The organism is Paenibacillus motobuensis (genome assembly GCF_039521865.1).
In the GTDB taxonomy this organism is placed as follows: domain Bacteria; phylum Bacillota; class Bacilli; order Paenibacillales; family Paenibacillaceae; genus Fontibacillus; species Fontibacillus motobuensis.
Genome location: NZ_BAAACX010000015.1, coordinates 147,331 through 167,246, shown reverse-complemented (window position 1 = coordinate 167,246; position 19,916 = coordinate 147,331). Strand labels below are relative to the sequence as shown.

The window sequence follows — 19,916 nt, the reverse complement described above, 5'->3', positions numbered from 1 at the left end:
AGTATCTATCCTTTTACTGCGCCTACTAACATACCTTTTATAAAAAACTTCTGGATATAAGGATACACAAGGACAATAGGTAAAATTGAAACTATAATCGTAGCGAAAGTCACCGTTTCCGCAGAGATCGTCGAAGAAAAGTCCAATGCCGCTGTAAACTCCGATTGCAGATCATTTTCTACGATCATCTTCTTCAGTAACACCTGGAGTGGAATTTTATTCGTGTCTGTCAACAGAATCATCGACCAGAAATATCCGTTCCACCTCTCAATGGCGTAGAATAATCCCACGGTCGCAAGTCCAGGCTTCACTAGCGGCAAGTAAACTCTAAGCAGCACATGCAGATCGTTCCCGCCATCCACCTTCACCGATTCCTCTAGCTCGTCCGGCAATCCTTCAAAGCTTGTACGAAGTAGAATTACCTTAAATGCGTTACAGGCAAAAGCGATAATAATACCTGTCCGCGTATTTATTAGCCCCAGATCTCTTAAAGTCAGATAGAAAGGAATCATCCCCGCATCAAACCAGAGCGTCAACGTAACTAATATCGTAAAAAATTTCCTTCCTCTCAAGCGTTTCTTGGACAAGGCATAGGCGCCACATATCGTAAAGATCATCGATACCGCGGTTCCTGCCAAAGTGTAGAATATCGTGTTGCCATAAGCTAACCATATGTCCGGATTGCCCAAAACCTCTTTATACGCATCAAAGGTAAATCCCTTGGGAAATAGAAGCACCTTGCCGGTAATCACGTTATACGGCTTACTTACTGAGGCGGATAACACATATAAAAAGGGATACAGCGCCGCCGTGGCCATAAGAGCTAACAGGAAATTGTTGATAACCTTAAATATCTTCTCTCCTCTGGACTCAATCATACTTATCACCTACCATAAACCTGCGTCAGTTACTTTTTTACTAAGCTTATTCGCTGAAACGACCAAAATTAGAGCTACGATAGAGTTGAACAATCCTACAGCTGTCGCGAAGTCATATCTTCCATCAATGAGTCCGGAACGATAGACATAGGTACTAATGACATCCGCTGTCTCATACGTTGCCGGCTGATAGAGGAGAATGATCGTCTCATATCCGACACTCAGCAGGCTGCCGATCTTCATTATGAACATCACTACAATCGTGGGCAGGATCCCCGGCAGTGTAACATGTATAATCTGTTTGAATTTATTGGCTCCGTCCATCTTTGCCGCTTCATAGAGCTGCGTATCTATACCCGCGATAGCTGCGATAAAGACGATAGAAGCAAATCCAGTTTCTTTCCACAGATTCATCGTGGTATAGATACCCCGGAAATAATTCGGATCAGTCAAGAAGTAAATCTTCTCCATGCCCAGCTTCTCTAAGATGAGGTTAATCAAGCCGTTGTCCGGTGCGAGAAAGGTTGTTACGATCCCGGCAATGACAACTGCGGATATAAAATGCGGTAAATATGTGAGCGTTTGCACTACTTTCTTAAATCGTTCCCTAGTAACTTCGCTAATCATAATAGCTAGAATAATCTGGGCCGGAAAGCAAATCAAAAGTCCATACAAGCTTATAATGACCGTGTTCTTAAATACTCTTAGGAAGTACTCGCTGCCAATAAACTCTCTAATGTGCTCAAATCCAACCCATTCGCTGCCTCCTATTCCTCTAAATAAGCTGAAGTCTTTGAAGGCAATCTGGATTCCCCACATCGGAAGATACTTAAAGACTAAGAACCATACTAGAAATGGAATAAGCAGATAGTATAGTATGCGGTCCCTAATGATATCCCTCTTGAGTTCCTGAAAGTACGTTCTCATATCTCCTTTGGGCCTCATTCTTTTATTCAATGGGGCTGATGACTTAATCGGCGCAGCAGAATTTCTCATATTCAAGTATCACCTCCTGTGATGGTGCTCTGCCATACCTGAATCCTATAAGAGATCCGTCCAAAGGTATATCTTGAATATTTGATATCATGTCTGTTTTATTGCTTCACGACTAAAATTGAGGAATCCCACCAAATTTGAAGCAGAACAAAAAATGAATATGATCCGATATAAATCATAAATAAAGCGCTTTCTATATAGGGTTTGCGGGGAGTCAAGAAATGAATATAGCACCCATTTGTTAATTTTTTCAATAGGAATTTACCCAAGGAATGAGATAGACTCGATTCATAATGATGATTTGAAGAGGAGTTTGAATCATGGTCAAGAAGAGATTCTTATATCGGATGCTAACCTTGTTTATCGTAATTGTCCTTCTCTATTCAGTAATTACTTCATCCATCATTTTTTATAAAAGCTACCAAATGGTCGATGCGCAGAACAATCATAGCAACAAGCTGTATATCGAACAAAATAGCAATTATGCCGACTTCAAACTGCGTACTGCGATGGAATTTGTATATAAGATCTCTACGCTGCAAGGCTTGATTGATTATCGTTATAGTACAGATACCAATTATCAATATATTGCAAAGCTCTACAATGAACTGAATGACCAAATGCAGGGCTTCGGCCAGCTAGGCTTCACCTTTGGCATTACCAAGCTTGCCGATGATCTCGTGATTACGGCAGGAGGAACGTATAACATTAAGAATTATTTGAATGAGCTTGGTATCGATGCAGAAGCGCTCAATAGACTTCAGCAGATGGAAGGCCCATTTCTTGCTTCGAATACCTATGTCGTTCCCGAATCATTGTCCAGGAAACCTGGCAATATCGTAATGATTCATCAAATGGTGAACTCAAATTTGGAACCGCTTTATTTCTTTATTGTGATCGATAGAGTCTCCCTCTTGCCTGGGATTGCCGATAATCCGAAGGGAAATTTCTATTTGCATACCAATGAGACGATTAGTTCCTATATATATGACAAGGCATTGGATAGCGACATCTCGGCTCGGATCAATACGTTTTACAATCAGGAAAGTCAGGAAAATATGAATCATTTGAGAATGGGATCAACGATCAATTACATCCATCCCTCCAAAGTGATTCCGAATCTGAATTATGTGTACTCCAGTACGGTGACTTCGTTTGGCGCGATTTTCGCCCAAATATGGAAGGCAGCGCTATTCCCTAGTGTACTTCTTCTGCTGCTAGGTATCGTAATGGCTTATATGGCTACGAGATCCAGCTACAAACCGATTCGTCAGCTGCTTCATTTTCTGGATGAGCAAAAGGGGAAAGCTGCGCCAGCTCCCAAGGAACAATCCAAACAAATTCACGAGCTTGATTATATTAAATCCAGTATTGAGCAGATGTATTCCATCAATCATGCCTTGCAGGATCAGCTGGACTACTCCATTGTGCATTTACGGGAAGATTTCTTCCGCAAGGTCATTTACGGCATTGCTAACGATGAGTTTATTCAAGAGAATCTCTCTGGACTGCAATTGGAGAGGTTTGGGGAGGATTTGAATATCGTTCTGTTGGAATGTGAAGGGATTGGAGCGCTGGATAAGACAGTACCTGCCCCGAATCTGACTTTGATTTTCAATACTTTGATCCGAAATATGCGGTATGAATACGGGGATTTCTTTACTTTGCCATTAGACAAGACGAAATACTGCATTATATTTGCTCGTATTTCACCAGAATGCTTGAAGCAAATCGCCGATACGGTTGTCCATACAATAGAGAGTGAATTATCCCTCGATATTACAGCATGTATATCCAGTACATATCAGCTAGGCGAGTTAACTTCTGCATTGCAGGAACTGCTTCGGATGAGCAATTATCAATATGCGACACACAAAGTATTAACGCCGCAGTACGTTCGAGATCTTGAAGAAGTGGTCTGTTATTACCCGATTGAGACCGAAACTTGCCTTATTAATTACGTCAATTCCAATGAATTGGGCAGAGCATACGATCTGCTCAGAAATCTGCTGGATCAGAATCTGAACCAATCTACACTGAGTTCTGTAACTTTGTCGAATCTGAAGCATTCCATCTTAACTACCTTCAAGCGGTGCTTAAATACTAGCGGCACAACGTTAAATCAATTTGTTAGGGAATATCCAGACATATTGAATGAATTCATGGAAGCCCCTGTCTCCAAGTTTATGGAGAGAACGTTCGCGCTGTTTGAACTAGTCTTCAATTATTGCAATAAGGATAAATTCTGCCTAGAGAGCTCTACCGCTTCACAAATCTTTATCTATATCCATAAGAACTTTGATAAGGATTTATCTCTAACAGAAATTGCCAATGAATTCAATCTGTCAGAGAGCTATGTCAGCAAACTATTGAAGAATTCATTGGACATTAATTTCAAGCAATATGTAAATACATTGAAGGTTAAAAGAGCGAAGGAGCTTCTGAATCAGGGGAATTATAAAGTACATGAAGTTGCGACCATTGTCGGCTGCAACAATACCAATACATTCATACGAATCTTCAAGCAGTATATTGGCGTATCCCCAGGGGAATATGTCAAAAACCTGAGTCATCTCTAAGCTGATTGGGATCACGATTTCTTGATGTCATATTGAAATTCGCGACAACAACAAATAGTAAGGATATCTCCCTCATACTGCGGACTTTACAATATAAGTAGTCATATCATACAACCTTAGAATGAGAGGAGATACCTCAAATGAACGTTCACCCGGATTGGTTAGATCATGCTTATAAGGAATCGTTGAAGAAGGTCGTTACACTAAGCCATAAAATTGGCGTAAGCTTCCCCCATGTATGCTTAAATGGCAGCTACAACTGTGAAGACGTCTCCTTCTGGACCTCGGGGTTCTGGGGAGGCCTGCTGTGGCTGGCCTATCGTGAGACGAAGGATGAAGCCTTGAAGAAGTTGGCCATAAATATAGAGCAGGAGCTCAACATTCCGTTGTTCGACTTCTACGATATCCATCATGATGTCGGATTTATGTACCTCCCGACGGCCATTGTTAACTATCAATGGACTGGAAATGAAGAATCCCGGCGGACAGGCCTGATTACGGCCAGCCATCTGGCTGGTAGATTCAACTTGAAAGGACAATTTATCAGGGCATGGACAGACCGTGTTGATCCGAATAGCACCGGCTGGGCGATCATTGACTGCCTCATGAATTTGCCATTGCTATTCTGGGCCTCGAAGGAGGATCATGATCCCAGGTTCAGACATATTGCAGTTGCCCATGCCGACACCGTACTGAAGCATTTTGTACGGGATGACTGGACTGTTCCTCATATCGTAAGCTTCGATCCCGAGACAGGCGAGAAGATCGAGAACCTAGGTGGACAGGGCCTCGGGCCAGACTCGGTGTGGTCAAGAGGGCAGGCTTGGGCCATCTATGGGTTTGCGATTGCTGCTCGTGAGACAGGTAAAGCCGAATATCTTACGGCTGCCAAGAATATCGCGAACTACTTCTTATCGCATCTGCCTGAAGATCGGGTTCCTTATTGGGACTTCAAAACTTCGGAGGCAGATAAGCATGTTCGCGACTCCTCAGCCGCCGCGTGCACAGCAAGCGGTCTGCTGGAGCTGAGTATGCTGCTCGAGGATCAGACAGAAAAGTCCTATTACTATGAGAGTGCTGTCGCGATACTCAAAGGACTGTATGATAACTATGCCGATTTCAGTGATCAGCAGGATGCGATCCTTACCAAAGGAACTGTATCGTATCCAGTAAATAAACATGTGAATGTGCCTATTATCTACGGGGATTATTATTTCGTAGAAGCATTAGCCAAAGTACATGGACATCCCGGATTGTTCTAAAAGAGGTTAGCGGAACCATCTTGCTCTAACGGTCAAAAATGACCGGGTGAGCAGGTCAGAACATGAGTATGATGTAACACTCTTGGGCAAGCAAAAGGGGCGTCTCCAAGTCGGAAAATCGACTTGATGACAGCCCCTTCTTACTTGTAATGCAGTTCTATGCTACCTTCCTCAGCTCTCACAAGCACTTTTGCGTCTAGTCAGGTTAATCTCTCTAATGACCGACATATCGATCTTCGGCTTGCGATCCTCGGTCAATAGCCCGTTCACTTCCTGCTGAACGTCTGACACTTGCGTATAGCAGTAGCCGCATACATAGTCGAGATCCTTGATAGCTTCTGTAATCGAACGGAACCGCTGAATGAATGCATCATCGGAATCCACTTGATTGCCGTAGCCCCATCCTTCCTCGCTCTTAAAAGCAATCCCGCCGAATTCGCTGATCAGAATCGGTTGGCCACGATACTCATAGCCCTGCGCCATTGCATATTTCCAATTGGAGAAAGCTATTTTATTGTTAACGACGGCCTCCTTATCCGCATAGCGGCGGCTTAAAGCATCGCCCGATTCCTCATAATCATGCAAGGTAATAATATCAGAAATCGTATGCTCCCAGCCGTCATTCACTACAACCGGCCGATGCGGATCCATCGACTTCGTTAAATAGTATATCGCCTCGGTAAACTTCTGCTGCTTGGTATCCGTAAATACGTTGGCAATTCCCCAGGATTCATTGAACGGTACCCAGGTTACGATGCAAGGGTGATTGTAGTGCTGCTGAACAATATCTAGCCATTCACGCGTGAAGCGGTCCACGGCTTCATCATTAAATTCATAAGTCGCAGCAGCCTCCGACCAGACAAGCAGGCCTTTCACATCACACCAGTACAGGAACCGGTCATCTTCAATCTTCTGGTGCTTGCGCACGCCGTTATAGCCCATCGCCATAATTTTATCGATGTCGTCGAGAAGTGCCGCCTCCGATGGCGGGGTCAAATGGCTGTCCTGCCAATAACCCTGGTCCAGAATCAGACGCTGGTAGATCGGGTGATTATTGAGCAGCACCTTGCCATCTTCGATTGATATTTTGCGTAGTCCAAAGTAAGAATGCACACGATCCAGGATTTCCCCGTCTTCCTGAAGCACAAATTCTACCTCATACAACTTCGGGTTATCCGGACTCCAGCGTTCAACCTGCCACTCCAGCTTATCACTCTGGAGATTCACCGTAGCAGCTAGACTCTCGCGATCCACGGCAAGCGTCCCTTGCTTAATCACCTCATCGTCCATCGTAACAATCGTCGTCAACTGCAGCTGACGTGCTGACAGCCCATTCTCGTAGGCAGCACCGCCCAATTTATACTCGAAACTCACGGAATTATCATCATAGTTAGGTGTTATTTTTACATGATTCAGATAAGTAGGGCTTAAATATTCCAGCCATACCGACTGCCAGATCCCTGTCGTCTGTACGTACCAGCAGCCGAAGTTATCCTTCCTCCAGCGCTGCTTCCCGCGTGGTTGTGTACAGCTATCGCTGTCCTCCGCCTTGACCACGATCAAATTGTCATTACCCGCATGCAAATAAGGAGTAATATCGAAGGAAAAAGCAGAATACCCACCTTCATGCCTGCCCGCATACTGGCCGTTGACCCACACTTTGGCGACATAATCGACCGCTTGAAAGCGCAGATCTACCCGCCGGGACAATTGCTTCTCGTCCGCTTCAATCTTCCTTTGATACCATACGTATGGGTGAAAAGACTCCTCTGCGATCCCACTGGCCTTCGTCTCGTACACAAATGGTACCTGAATCGTGTGCGTAGGTGTGAACCCCTGTTGCCAGCCTTGCACCTCTCCTTCATTTGCATCGTCAAATGCGAAATCCCATGCTCCGTTCAAATCCTGCCAATCCTTACGTACGAATTGAGGACGCGGATATTCCTTGCGATAGTGATCTTTCAATGCCATTATGTTCACCTATCCTTATGTTCTATAGTTTTTGAAATTGAAGTTATAGATGTTGATCTCTTCATCGTGATAATCCAGATGGCGAATCCAGGTACCAGCAGCAGCGCAACCGTCATGAGCAGACTTGCAAATAAACCTAGAATGATTGCATCATGAGTGCTGCTCAGTGCAAAAATCAGGATATTACTCATAATTAAGAACCATAGTACATTACGCCCCATCGCCGCGAAGGGTAGGGATAATACAGCATATCGCTCCATCCATCTGGCCGCCAAGTAATAACCGTATAACAGCAGCGCTGGACCTACGATCCACCACACCGAGGGAGGGAACCGCTCCGGCAGAGTATCCGCGGAGAGCCATTTCCATACGAACATGGCAGTAGCTATGCCGGCAGCGGTCAACACCTTCCAATTCCAGACGACGCGATACTTAGCGAACAGTATGCCGACTAGGTAATACGGGAAATATTGCAATATTGGAAAAGAGGCAAAATCCCTCGTTCCCAGCAGTGGTGCCAATTGCGACATATGAATAGTCCCATAGGGCAGCCACGTTGTGGCAAGCAGAAGGACCGCGACAGCCAGCGCAATCCATCTTCGCTCCGCCAGCCAGCGGAGAGGTACAAACAACAGCATCCCTGCAAGTGTTAAATAGCTGAAGGAAATGATAAATTCCGACCAGCCTGGAATATCCTGCAGCAGCAATATCGGTTTGATCGTTGCCAAGACTATCTCCCGTTCATCAACAAACAATCGGTACGCCAATCCGGAAATGTAAAAAGCGATCAATGTCTTCAGCGCTGCCAATGCCATACGTGGTGCGGCCTGCTTGAACGGCTTGCTGTAATAGGCGAGCTCGGATACATAGCCAAAGCTGAATATAAAGCCTGAGAATGTCCACAAATTAATGGCCTCGATCCAGTATTGGCCGTTCGGATATACCAGCGGATCGCTGAAAAACTGCAGGCTATGGCAGTAAACCATGCCAAGCACCAGCAATCCTTTGAAAATATCGATGGCATTCTCGCGCTGTCCAATCACCCTTTAATCCCCGACAAGCTGATGCCCTTAATAATCTGCCGTTCAAAGATCAGGAATACGACGACGATCGGCAGCGAAGCGACTGTATTGATGACCATCGGCTTAACATAGTCCTCTGTGAACTGATCCATCAGAGTCGGTATTCCCATCGGCAGGGTGAACAGGTTGTCATCCGTTACCGATAAGAATGGCCAGAGGAAGTTATTCCACGAACCGATGAAGGTCAGAATTGCCATGGAAGCCAGCGCCGGCCGGGTCAGCGGCAGCATAATGCGCCGGAAGATCGTAAACGTACCGCCTCCGTCCATCTGCACGCTCTCCAGTAAATCATTGGGAACCCCGTCGAAGAAGCTTTTTAATACAATGATCGCAATCGGAGAGGCCAACGCTGGAAGAATAAGTCCGAAATAAGAGTTCAAGATGCCCATTTCCTTCGCCAATTGATAGAGCGGAATTAGGATCGCCTCACCAGGAATAAGCAGCCCGGATAGTACGAACAAGAAGATAAACGTCTTGTAGCGAAATGGAATCTTCGATAATACGAAGCCGGCCATAGCGGCAATGATGACCGTGAACAGGGTGACCAGTGCCGCCACGAACAGACTATTCCAGGACCAGAGCAGCAGCTTCGTCTCTGTGATGACCTCGTTGTATACCGCTAATGAATAGGGCGGTGTAAACCAATCGACTACCGAAGTGATCTTCATGCCTTCTTTTTTGATAGAGACGACGAGCATCCATACTAGCGGAATCAGGAAAAAGGCGGCGAAGGCGAGCGAGATGATGCGATATATCCATTTCATGGGTTAGTTCGCCTCCTTCCGATTGTTCATCCAATACTGCACTGCCGACAGTGCCAGCAGAATGAAGAACAGTACATACGACATCGCCGCTGCGTAACCCAGGTCATTATGCCGGAACCCTGTCTGCCAGATGTATTGAATGACCGGCCTGGTCTTATCCAACGGGCCGCCGCCAGTCATGATGTAAATCTGCATGAACACCTTAAAGGAAGCGATAATCTGCAGCATGATAATCGTGCGTGTTATCGGTCCAAGCAGCGGCAAGGTGATCCGCCAGAGAACCTGATTGTCATTCGCTCCATCAAGCCGGGCAGCTTCGTAGATGTCATCTGAAATATCCTGCAGAGCAGACAGATATAAGATGAAGTTGAACCCGACCGTCCACCAAAGCGTCAGCACCGAGATCGCCACCCAGGACAAATTCAGCTCAGTCAGCCAGAAGATCTCCTTCCCTTCAGGCAGGATGTGCAGCAAATGGAGGACGGAGTTCAGAAATCCGGTATAGGGTTGAAAAATAAATAGTCCCAAGTAAGAAGCAACGGCTACGGACAATACACTCGGCAGGAAAAAGGCGCTTCGATACAGCCGCTGCAGCCTGGAATTGCGATTGGCAATCAAGGCCAGGATAATCGCCAGTACAACCATCGTTGGTGTCGTAAATATCACGAACTGGAAGGCGTGCCATACCGATGCCCAGAAATCCTGATCATGCCATAGCTTCTCGTAGTTGCCGAAGCCAAGATACTCCATCTTCCTGATCAGCGTCCATTTGTAGAAGCTCATTCCTACGCCCTTGATCATCGGCCAGATCGTAAACAGGAAATAAACGATGAGGAAGGGGAGCAAGAATAGAAGTGCCTGTAGGTCCGCCTTCATTTTGCTCATTTTCATTGCGTTTACCCCTCTGCTCTATTTATCAAGTACTTTCTGGATCTCCGTCTGCATCTGAGCAATGGCATCCTCTGCCGACATTTTGTTAGCCCAAATTTCATTCAAATATTTGAACATAGCCATATCGCGAATCTGCCAGTTCTTCGTGGAAGGCTTGTTGAATTTAACGGTATCGGCTACAGCTGCGTAGTCACTTCGATAAGGCATTTCCTTATATTCAGGTTTGTCGAGAACCGATGGCTTCGATGGAATATGTCCCGCCTTGGCCCAAATCTGGCCATTATCCGCGATCCAGTTGGCAAAGGTAATTGCCGCCTCTCTCTTCGCCTGATCCTCTTTCTTCGGAACCGGCAGAATGATCGTATGGGAATCCCCCCATGTCGCCGGTTGGTCGAATAGCTGCGGAATTGGCATCGCCCCGAAGTCTAGCCCTTCTGTACCCTCCCAGGTGCCTGTGGCCCACACGCCAGTCATCATGATTGCTGCAGTCCCGCTCTGGAAGTTTTTATAGAAGTCAGGATCGTTCTCTTTAATATATTTTTGGAGATAGAGATCTTGGATGTATTTAGCGGCTTGAACTGCCTTAGCCTCATCTACTTGGGCCTTGCTTAGATCGTCAGAGATGACATCATTGCCGCCAAGCTGAGTGTATAAAGCCCACCATAGCCGGAATGGATCATCATTGTTAGGTGAAAGTGCAAAAGGAGTAATATTGTTCGGTAGTTTCTCTTTTAACGTCTGAAGGAAGGATACAAAACCGTCGGCCCCGGGCTCTATCGTTGGCTTGCCATCCGAACCAAGCAGTCCTGCCTCAGTTAACAGTTTCTTGTTGTAGTACATGATGAAGGGGTGAGTATCGATTGGCACGGCATAATGAACGCCATCTACTACGGTTGCGGAGAGAAGATTCTGGTTGAAAGAGTTCCAATCTACACCGGCTGAAGCAGCAATATCATCAAGCCCACTTACAACACCTTGGTCGATTAGATCGGGGAGTCTGGAAGTATGGGAAATACCTATATCAGGACCGTTGCCATTGCCCACCGCTGTGATGAGCTTGGTGTAGTATTCGCCCCATTCCAGCTTCGTATTTTTGATCTGTATATCTGGATGCTCTTTATTGAACAAATCAATCATCGCCTGCATATTGTCGCCGTCACCGCCAGAGAACAACGTCCAGAAAGACAATGTAACCTTCTTACCATTTGAAGTCGAGCCTCCATCCTGCTTGCTTCCACCACAGGCGCTGAGAATCAGGGTACTCATGAATACCAGTAATACCAACGTCACTAACGATTTCTTCATAGTCTTCCTCCCCTTTTAAATAGAAATTTGTCGATAAAAGATACAAAATATTTGTTTTGATACAAATATCATGTATTTTTATTTGATTATAGGGCCGGTTTATTTCGTTGTCAACGCTTTCATCTAATTTTATTGTAATTAATACATATAAAAAAGCATTAGCTACAATAATTTGGTAACTAATGCTTGTCTCTATAAAATCTATTTATTTCAGTAGCATGTGTAATGCACTTTCATAATGATATCCTGCTCGTAATCGCCAAAATGACGACCGAACAAATTGACTCCGCCTTTATGTACCGCATCTGCCTTCACGCCAATGCGCAGCTTCACGCTAGGCTTCTGTTCGAGCCTCAAGTCCGATAGTTTGACATCCGAGACCTTCTTCATATCCAGCGTCGTACGCTCGGCGTCAACCCTCCACGTCTTCAGCAGACCGTATTGCGTCGTCGTCTGCTTGCTCCACCAAGCCGGACTAAGCCTGCCTCTTCGATCCCCAAAATCCCCAGGGCTGGTCCACATTCCGATCTCTATATCATTGACCCATACCGATATATTCGATGGCCAGTCATTATCGAAATTAGGCGCCTCTGAACAGAGCTCCATAGAGAATTCAATTGCTTCAATTCGTGCATTCTGCGGGATTTCGAGCGGCATCAAGTATTCCACATAGCCTTTGCGGAACCAAATAATGCCCGCGCCCACATGATTCGGATGATAGAAGCTCGCCGGTTCATCTTCCTTAATGATCATCGCCTCAGCGTTTGCCATACCGCAAGTAGGATATACCTCACAGTCGCTATACTGGCCGATCGGCATCTCGATCTCATACACCTGCTGCCCATCATCCCGCCCGCGAACGACGGTATTCAGCATGATATGAACATCGTCGTAAGTACGCGTACATACCTTCATTGCCCCACGAACAGCGGGAAGCAGCTCCGAATGAATCAATTCCGCCGCCTCGAGAATCCGGACATTGTTAGCTACCGTAGAGACCGGCAGAGATAATTCCTCAGCAATCGCAATCACATTCATACTTTTGGAAGAGAGTAAACGCAATATATCAACCCTTGCTCTCGTAGATAATGCATGAGCAACCTGGACAAGCTTATCCGGCTCATCAATTCCAACTTCAAACAACGCCGTCACCTACCATTCTAATTTATATATAGGCATTTTCTATTATAGGCGATATTTTTGGAATAAATCAATATTTGTGGAACGAATATTGACCCATGACCTGATCCTCCTGATTAGTTGGTTAGTTAAGTATGTAGAAAATGTTGACATTTATATGGGCGGCAACTAAGCTTATTTGAAAAATAAATAAGATAGCTACAGGGAGGGAAATAGTGGAATTTATTAGATTAAATTGTCCAAATTGCAATGGGAACATCGATTATAAAGAAGGGAAAACCTTCAAATGCCCTTATTGTGGAACTGAATTAATGTTGAAGGAGAATAACGTCTATTATGTTGATCAGACGATTAATAATTATTATGGAACAACTCCGGTCAACACAACAGCACGTCCAAACCTGAATTTAAAAGCCCTTCTCATTGTACCGATCGTAATCATTGCCGCATTGTTTGGATATTTCCTTTTGAATGGTAACCAAACAGAATACGGCAGCCATAAAGAAATATCTGTGCGAACGATGCCGGAGAGTGAAGTGCTGCTGTTCTTTCTAAGAGATATTTTTAGTAAAGGCGAAGCGATGCCTACTAAGGAAGAACTCGCAAGTATCCGTTATTTATCTGCTCACCAAATGAGTCATTAACTATAGACAATAATGATGCGACAGATTTCAGCGCGTTCTATTCACTAAGTCAATTACAAGAGTTGAAGCTTACATTGGTAAGAAACTTAAAAACGCTTGATTTTATACAAAACATGCCGAACTTGCAGTCGCTTGAGCTTAATAGTATTGACCTTACGAATATAGAGCGCCTTAGAAATAAGTCATCATTGACCAATCTACGTTTATCTTCTCTCTATAAATTGGAATCAGTTGATGCTGTAAACAGCCTGACTTCACTGACCGAATTGGCCATAACGGGTTACCATGGCACTGTACCATCAATCGTGGCTCCAAATTTAAAGAAAGCTGAATTATCAGGTTCTTTCATACCTAAGCTAAAGGCGCCAGCTTTAAAATCTTTAACTGTTGACATTAGCGGGACAGCAGATCGTTTGGATGGGGCGGAATTAGTGAAATTCCCACAGCTAGAACAACTTACTGCGATGGAGTCTGGAGACTTCACAGGTATCAGTTCTTTAAATCGTCTACCCAAACTGCAAACTTTAAATTTAAATGAGACGTCTTTCTATGATGAGACGAGTGCATTATTCAATTTACAGCATGTCAAAACGTTAAACTGTAATGAATGCCATTTCCAAATAAATAGTCGGGATCCTTTTGTAAATAACACGCTGGAACATTTAACTTTGAATCAAGTATATTTCCGAATAGATAATGGCGATTGGTTGCATGAAATGGATAAGGTGATGCCTTACTTTGCTAATTTGACAGCCTTACGTTCATTTACCATGCAAAACAGTTCACTTCAATCATTAAATTTCATGAAAAGTTGGAAACAAGTCGAGGAGCTCCACTTGGAGAATAACGCTATTTCAAATGTAGAGCCTTTAGTGAACCTGCCTCATTTGCAGAAGTTATATATTTTAGGGAATCAAGTGCAAAACAAGTCTGTTCTCGATAAGGGAGTTATGATTTATTGAGGTAAGGAAGAACTATAAAATGAGATAATCTCCCTCAGTCTATTTTGAGGGAGATTATCTCATTTCTACATCAGTGACATTTCGATTGTGATGACTCTTATTCAACTTCCTACTAAGGGGTTGATACCGTTTCAATCTGTTCTAGTAACAGTGGGCAGGATCATTTTTACCATCTCTCTGTTTTCCGGCGGGATAGCAAAATCCACGAATTGGCTAATTAATTGACTATTCACTTGCGAAATACCTATATTCTCCGCAAACTGCACGAATCCTTGCTGGATCATTTCCCTGTGTGCTGCCGGGATTAGACTAAGAAGAAAATGCCATTGATTTTGCGCCTCACGCGTCCATTCAATCCCCTTCAGAATATGAACCTTGCCATTTGCAAGAATCTCTTTTTTCTGTTGTTTAAGACTTGATTCATCCATGATGCCATCAACAGGAATGCCCAATCTGACGAATTGTTCAGGCGGCGAATCACTCGCTGTCATCAGCTCGGCCATGATTCGAATGAATCGGAGCTCAACGTCCGGCGCATCCAGCTCATGCTGCTGCTTAGGATCATTTACCACATCAAACAACTTGGTACCAAACCGATAGACGTTGAACCATTGGAAGCCTACTGGCACTTTCAGCGTTTGGCAATTTTTTGTGAAGGAGAATGGTTCTTGCAGTTCCATGTTCTGAAGTTCATTTGGCAAATACATGTTTTTCATATGGGTAGGCATCAACGTATATTCATACAACGGACCATTATCTGGTGACATCGGTCCTCTCATATAAACGTACCGTCCATCCGTGCAATTGACGTGTCCTCCATGAATACCAAAGAGGGCTGCCTCACGAACCGGTTGATCGCTCAATACGGTTTCTCGAAGAGGTTTGCCAGTCATGTCTTTCGGAACCTGCAATCCAAAAAAGTCCAGCAGCGTCGGAGCCATATCAATCATTTGAACGAGACTGCTTCGGCGTTCCGCTTTCTTTCCGCTTCGCGGATCCCAAATAAAGAGCGGTGTATGTGCAATTTCGTTGTACCATGGTTGGGCGTTTTTCGCCCAGTAATCATGCTCGCCCAGTAGGAATCCGTGATCCGTATTAACGATGAGCATCGTGTCTTTCCACATATCCAGCTCATCCATCAGATCAAGCACTTTCCCCAGATGGGCGTCACACATGCTAAGCAAAGCCGCATATTCATAGCGGATATGCGCGATCTCCTCCGGCGTTTCGCTCACTGGACCCATTGGAGGCCAATCAAATAGTCTGCCGTTATACTCATGTGGATATAAATCTCTGTACTTCTGAGGCGCGTAGAACGGCTCATGCGGATCGAACGTTTCGAGCTGAAGAAACCAACGGTCTTCTTGGCTATTCTTCCGAATGAATTCCATGCCTCTTGAGAAGGTTTGAGCTTGCGGAAAATCTTCCTCCCGGCCGCGCGGAAAATATTCTCGATTGATTTGATCCTGACGGAATAGAGGCTTCTGTAAATCGTGAGCCATCTGCTGCTCAATCTCGATTTCGCCGACATGTCCCTTCCAAGGATCCCCTTCTTGACCGCGAATAAATTCGTGGGAACTATACCGAGTATGATAGGTGGCACCGCCATCCTCCCAATAATGCTGGTGGTCGGTTACTAAATGCGTGTAAACACCTTGTTTTTTCAGCAACTCCGGCATAGAGTCGTCAAAGGGTTCCACAGGACCCCAACTCCGGTGAAGGAAGTTGTAACGTCCTGTATGTAGCTCCCGTCTCGCAGGCATGCAAGGCATGCTGCCAACGTAACAATTGTCGAATACGACTGTTTTCTCTGCCAAACGTTGGAAGTTGGGCGCATGTATCCAATCGCAGCCATACGGAGGCAGCCAGTGACGGTTTAATGTGTCGAACATAACCATAATTGCACGCATGTCTTATTTCCTCCTAAGTGAAAATGCCAAATTTGAACTTCTCGTTACTGATCGGTATTACGACATGATTGGTTTGGTTTATTTCTCTATTATTCGATCTCCTTCAAGTCATTTACCAATTCCGTCAATTTAGCTTCTGATAAACCGGCCTGCGGAAAACCGGACAATTGTTTGAGCGTAAACCCCTTGGCCATAGCGAGCATATTGTTTGTGGTAATACCCGGGAGATGTTGTTCCAACACAGCCGTTGCAGAATCATTCTGAAGTAGATCGCCCAATTTAGAGTTTTCGTTAAATACCATTCTTAAAACCTCCAATTCATATTTAGATATAATCCGTAAATCTTGGCGATGACATGTCCTGCTTACGATCTAGCTTTCGTTTATTGCACGTTGAATATGGCCTCGGAAATATCGCTATCCTTATAACCAATGCGCACTGCAATCGCCCGAATCTGTACATGACCACCGGTCAGAATTATGGGACCAGTATATAGCTCCCAGCGTGGATTTGGAGAATCTTCGAGCGTGTATGCGATAGAAGCGCCCTGCGTCGCCGAATGGAGTACGATTTCTGCTGGTCCGGTGAACGTGCCTTCTTGCATCGGCATTAGTCCAGGTAGCTTATCATTAATCGGGATTATGAGCGGTTTTGCCGTTTGCGGCTGAATAAGGTTAGGCCACATCGTTTGCACCATTTGGGCCTCGGGAATGTCTCCCCAAACGTCATAGCGTTCGCACCACTCATCCAGCACTTTACGCAGACGAAGCAACTGTTCCCTGTGATCAGGATCCTCCGCCAAGTTGTTCAACTCATGCGGGTCATTCATGCAGTCGTATAGTTCCTCTGGTGGCCGCCGGTTTTGTAGCAATGCATGTTGTTCATCCGTTAGAGTGCCAGCAAGCTGAAGTCTCTTCAACTCTTGGTAAGCAGGGTGGAAGTGACTGAACGGGATCCATTGAAGATACGGTTGATCAGGATAGTCGTTACGTATATATTTGTACTGATTATCCCGGACAGCCCTAACCTTATCGTATGATTCGTCATATCGATCCCGCGTAGCAAAAATATATTCGCGCGGTTCACTGTGCTCACCGAGGAACGGTCGACCATGTAGATAACGTGGAACGGGAACGCCAGCTAGCGAAAGAACCGTCGGCCCGAGATCAATCAAACTGATCAATTGATCGTTGACCTTTCCTGCTTCAGTCTCCCCTGGAGATCTGACGATCAACGGTACGCGGATACCCGCATCGTAAGTCCATCGCTTGGCGCGCGGCAGGCCTTCTCCATGATCGCTCCACAGCATGACAATCGTATTATCGGACAATCCGTCTTCTTCCAACTGCTCTAGAATTCGGCCAACGAAAGCGTCTGCATCAGCCAAATTGTCGTAATGTCTAGCGAGTGCCCTGCGTGTTGCCGGTGTATCCGGTAAATATGGAGGAAGAACAACCTGATCTGGATCGGTTATAAGTGGTTTTTCCTTTAGGGCACTCTCGAAAAATGCTCTCGCAGGTGCAAACTGATTTTCATCTTCCATTTCGAGACGCTCCAACATCTGCTCGATCGACTTTGGCGGCCACATCTTGTTCTCATGCGTATCGTCATAATTGAAAACAGCAAAGAAAGGCTGACCGGACTCACGATTGCGCCAATGCGCTGCCATACCGTTCTCGTCCCATGCAGTGAGAGGGGCCTGAAACTGATAGTCCGTTTTTGAATTGTTTGTGCAGTAGTACCCGTTTGCGCGCAGCATCTCAGGTATTAGCTTTACATGTGCGGGAGGTACGGTGCTGTAAGGCGTCGGCAGCTCCGGGGTCGACTTGTTAACATGTTCAGTTCGCATATGTTGCGCTCCGATGGCTGTTGGATACATTCCTGTGATTATCGAAGACCGACTAGGGGCACAAACACCCGCCGTAGCGAAGGCATTACGATAAAGAACCCCTTCTTGTGCTAGTCGATCGATATGTGGCGTACGCGCCAGCGAATCGCCATAGCATCCGAATCTCGGACTCGTATCTTCCAAACTGATCCATAATATATTCGGCCGTTGTTCTTTATTACCCATTTGCGAAAGTCTCCTTTGCATATCTTTTGTCTGTCCTATTGTCACAATTATTTAACCCAACTATCTTGAGGCATATAGGATGGTTCGTGCGGATCGAACGCCTCGATTCGCACGAACCGCAATATTAGATCAACTCAAATTCAACCGCTTCAACGTCTCTCGCATTCGAACCAATCATGACTCTGAAAGCCCCGACTTCTGCCTGATAGCTTCCATCCGCCGTATAATATTTCAATTCTTCTTCCGTCACTTTAAACGAGACGACCTTACTTTCTCCCGGCTGCAAATGGATTTGAGCAAATCCTTTCAACTCCATCACTGGACGCACAACGCTTCCATATAGGTCTTGAATGTACAACTGTACTGTCTCTTGCCCCGCACGATCACCGATATTGGTCACCGTTACCTTCGCGGTAATCACATCGTCAGCAGACATGACATTGCGATCAAGCTCCAGTTCCGAGTACTGGAATGTGGAGTAGCTAAGGCCATATCCAAATGGATAGAGAGGCTCGTTCGGACTGTCGAGATATTTAGAAATGAACTTCTCATGCTGATTCTTATCTGTAACAGGACGGCCTGTATTAAACCGGTTATAGTAGATCGGTACTTGTCCCGCCTTTGCTGGGAAGCTCATCGTCAATCGACCTGAAGGGTTCACGTCGCCAAACAATACGTCGGCGATGGCATGTCCCGCTTGAGATCCGAGGAACCACGTCTCTAGAATCGCATCGACATGCTGTTCGAACCATTCTAGTACGAGCGGACGTCCGTTTGTGAGCACAAGAATGACCGGTTTGCCAAGGCTGACAATCTGCTCCGCCAATCGCTGCTGTACTTCAGGTAACATAATATCTGTGCGGGAGGCCGCCTCGCCGGACATATTACTGCTCTCGCCAAGCGCTAGAATGACCACATCCGACTCGCTAGCCAGCGATACCGCTTGCTCCAGTCCGCCTTCGATCTCGCGATGCACACCGCATCCTTCCGCGAATCGCAGGCGATCAGCTGTGATTCCTTTCGCTTCAAGTCCCTCCCGCAGCGTCACGGTATCATCCCCGAAACGGGAGAACTGCCATGCACCGAGCAGATCCCTGCTGCTGCCGAACGGCCCGATCACAGCGATGTTCTCTGCGTTCTTCACAAGCGGCAGTACGCCGTTATTCTTGAGTAACACAATGGATTTTCGCGCCAATTCCCGGCTCGCTTCCAAATGCGTTTCATGGAAATGATATTCCATTTCCTTCTCGGGACGAATGTATCGGAATGGATCATCCATCAATCCAGATTTGTATTTATAAGTCAAAATACGTCTTACTGCTGCATCCAACTGCGCTTCTGACACTTTTCCTTCCTCGATCAACTGCGGCAAATGATCATAAGCACGAGTAACCATTTCAATGTCCATGGTCGCATCAATCGCTTTTTTGGCTGCCTCTTTCGAATCTCTGGCATTTC

At 45.5% G+C, this 19,916-nt stretch carries 16 protein-coding genes; 4 read left to right on the top strand and 12 right to left on the bottom strand.

What is annotated here, in order from left to right; all coding sequences use genetic code 11:
• Positions 1-5: 5 nt before the first annotated feature.
• Both ABD014_RS16755 and ABD014_RS16750 read right to left on the bottom strand, forming a co-directional pair.
• Complete coding sequence (locus ABD014_RS16755) at positions 6-878, bottom strand: carbohydrate ABC transporter permease (protein WP_343862991.1); 873 nt, start codon at positions 876-878, stop codon at positions 6-8.
• 9 nt (positions 879-887) lie between these two features.
• Complete coding sequence (locus tag ABD014_RS16750; protein ID WP_343863211.1) at positions 888-1,874, bottom strand: ABC transporter permease; 987 nt, start codon at positions 1,872-1,874, stop codon at positions 888-890.
• A 320-nt stretch (positions 1,875-2,194) separates the two neighbouring features.
• Between ABD014_RS16750 and ABD014_RS16745 the strand changes: the two genes are divergently transcribed.
• Both ABD014_RS16745 and ABD014_RS16740 read left to right on the top strand, forming a co-directional pair.
• Positions 2,195-4,453 carry a helix-turn-helix transcriptional regulator gene (locus tag ABD014_RS16745; RefSeq protein ID WP_343862990.1) on the top strand — a complete coding sequence of 753 codons (2,259 nt, stop codon included), beginning with the start codon at positions 2,195-2,197 and terminating at the stop codon, positions 4,451-4,453.
• A 140-nt stretch (positions 4,454-4,593) separates the two neighbouring features.
• On the top strand, positions 4,594-5,715 hold the full coding sequence (locus ABD014_RS16740; protein ID WP_343862989.1) for a glycoside hydrolase family 88 protein: 1,122 nt from the start codon (positions 4,594-4,596) through the stop codon (positions 5,713-5,715).
• A gap of 171 nt (positions 5,716-5,886) precedes the next feature.
• On the opposite strand, the gene ABD014_RS16735 is transcribed toward ABD014_RS16740, so the two are convergent.
• From ABD014_RS16735 to ABD014_RS16710, 6 genes are all read right to left on the bottom strand, one after another.
• Complete coding sequence (locus tag ABD014_RS16735; RefSeq protein ID WP_343862988.1) at positions 5,887-7,686, bottom strand: glycoside hydrolase family 2 protein; 1,800 nt, start codon at positions 7,684-7,686, stop codon at positions 5,887-5,889.
• 5 nt (positions 7,687-7,691) lie between these two features.
• Positions 7,692-8,729, bottom strand: coding sequence for an acyltransferase family protein (locus ABD014_RS16730; RefSeq protein ID WP_343862987.1), 1,038 nt, complete (start codon positions 8,727-8,729; stop codon positions 7,692-7,694).
• Complete coding sequence (locus ABD014_RS16725) at positions 8,726-9,532, bottom strand: carbohydrate ABC transporter permease (RefSeq protein WP_127003810.1); 807 nt, start codon at positions 9,530-9,532, stop codon at positions 8,726-8,728. Before ABD014_RS16725 ends, ABD014_RS16730 begins: the two co-directional genes overlap by 4 nt.
• 3 nt (positions 9,533-9,535) lie before the next feature.
• Positions 9,536-10,423, bottom strand: a complete 888-nt coding sequence (locus ABD014_RS16720) for a carbohydrate ABC transporter permease (RefSeq protein WP_127003812.1) — start codon at positions 10,421-10,423, stop codon at positions 9,536-9,538.
• 18 nt (positions 10,424-10,441) lie between these two features.
• On the bottom strand, positions 10,442-11,728 hold the full coding sequence (locus ABD014_RS16715) for an ABC transporter substrate-binding protein (RefSeq protein ID WP_343862986.1): 1,287 nt from the start codon (positions 11,726-11,728) through the stop codon (positions 10,442-10,444).
• Positions 11,729-11,938: 210 nt separating this feature from the next.
• Positions 11,939-12,871: an ArsR/SmtB family transcription factor gene (locus ABD014_RS16710; RefSeq protein ID WP_343862985.1), complete on the bottom strand. Its 933-nt coding sequence runs from the start codon at positions 12,869-12,871 to the stop codon at positions 11,939-11,941.
• A 212-nt stretch (positions 12,872-13,083) separates the two neighbouring features.
• Between ABD014_RS16710 and ABD014_RS16705 the strand changes: the two genes are divergently transcribed.
• Positions 13,084-13,512, top strand: coding sequence for a TFIIB-type zinc ribbon-containing protein (locus ABD014_RS16705; RefSeq protein ID WP_343862984.1), 429 nt, complete (start codon positions 13,084-13,086; stop codon positions 13,510-13,512).
• Positions 13,513-13,586: 74 nt separating this feature from the next.
• The gene (locus tag ABD014_RS16700; protein ID WP_343862982.1) at positions 13,587-14,474 is read left to right on the top strand and encodes a leucine-rich repeat domain-containing protein; all 888 of its coding nucleotides are present in this window, start codon (positions 13,587-13,589) and stop codon (positions 14,472-14,474) included.
• Between the two features lie 131 nt (positions 14,475-14,605).
• Here the strand turns inward: ABD014_RS16700 and ABD014_RS16695 are convergent, their stop codons facing one another.
• The 4 genes from ABD014_RS16695 to ABD014_RS16680 form a co-directional block, all read right to left on the bottom strand.
• Positions 14,606-16,384: a sulfatase gene (locus ABD014_RS16695; RefSeq protein ID WP_343862981.1), complete on the bottom strand. Its 1,779-nt coding sequence runs from the start codon at positions 16,382-16,384 to the stop codon at positions 14,606-14,608.
• Positions 16,385-16,473: 89 nt separating this feature from the next.
• On the bottom strand, positions 16,474-16,686 hold the full coding sequence (locus ABD014_RS16690; RefSeq protein ID WP_343862979.1) for a hypothetical protein: 213 nt from the start codon (positions 16,684-16,686) through the stop codon (positions 16,474-16,476).
• Positions 16,687-16,766: 80 nt separating this feature from the next.
• The gene (locus ABD014_RS16685) at positions 16,767-18,458 is read right to left on the bottom strand and encodes a sulfatase family protein (protein WP_343862978.1); all 1,692 of its coding nucleotides are present in this window, start codon (positions 18,456-18,458) and stop codon (positions 16,767-16,769) included.
• A 124-nt stretch (positions 18,459-18,582) separates the two neighbouring features.
• Positions 18,583-19,916 (bottom strand): glycoside hydrolase family 3 C-terminal domain-containing protein (locus ABD014_RS16680; protein WP_343862977.1); only part of this gene is annotated, 1,334 nt, incomplete at its 5' end.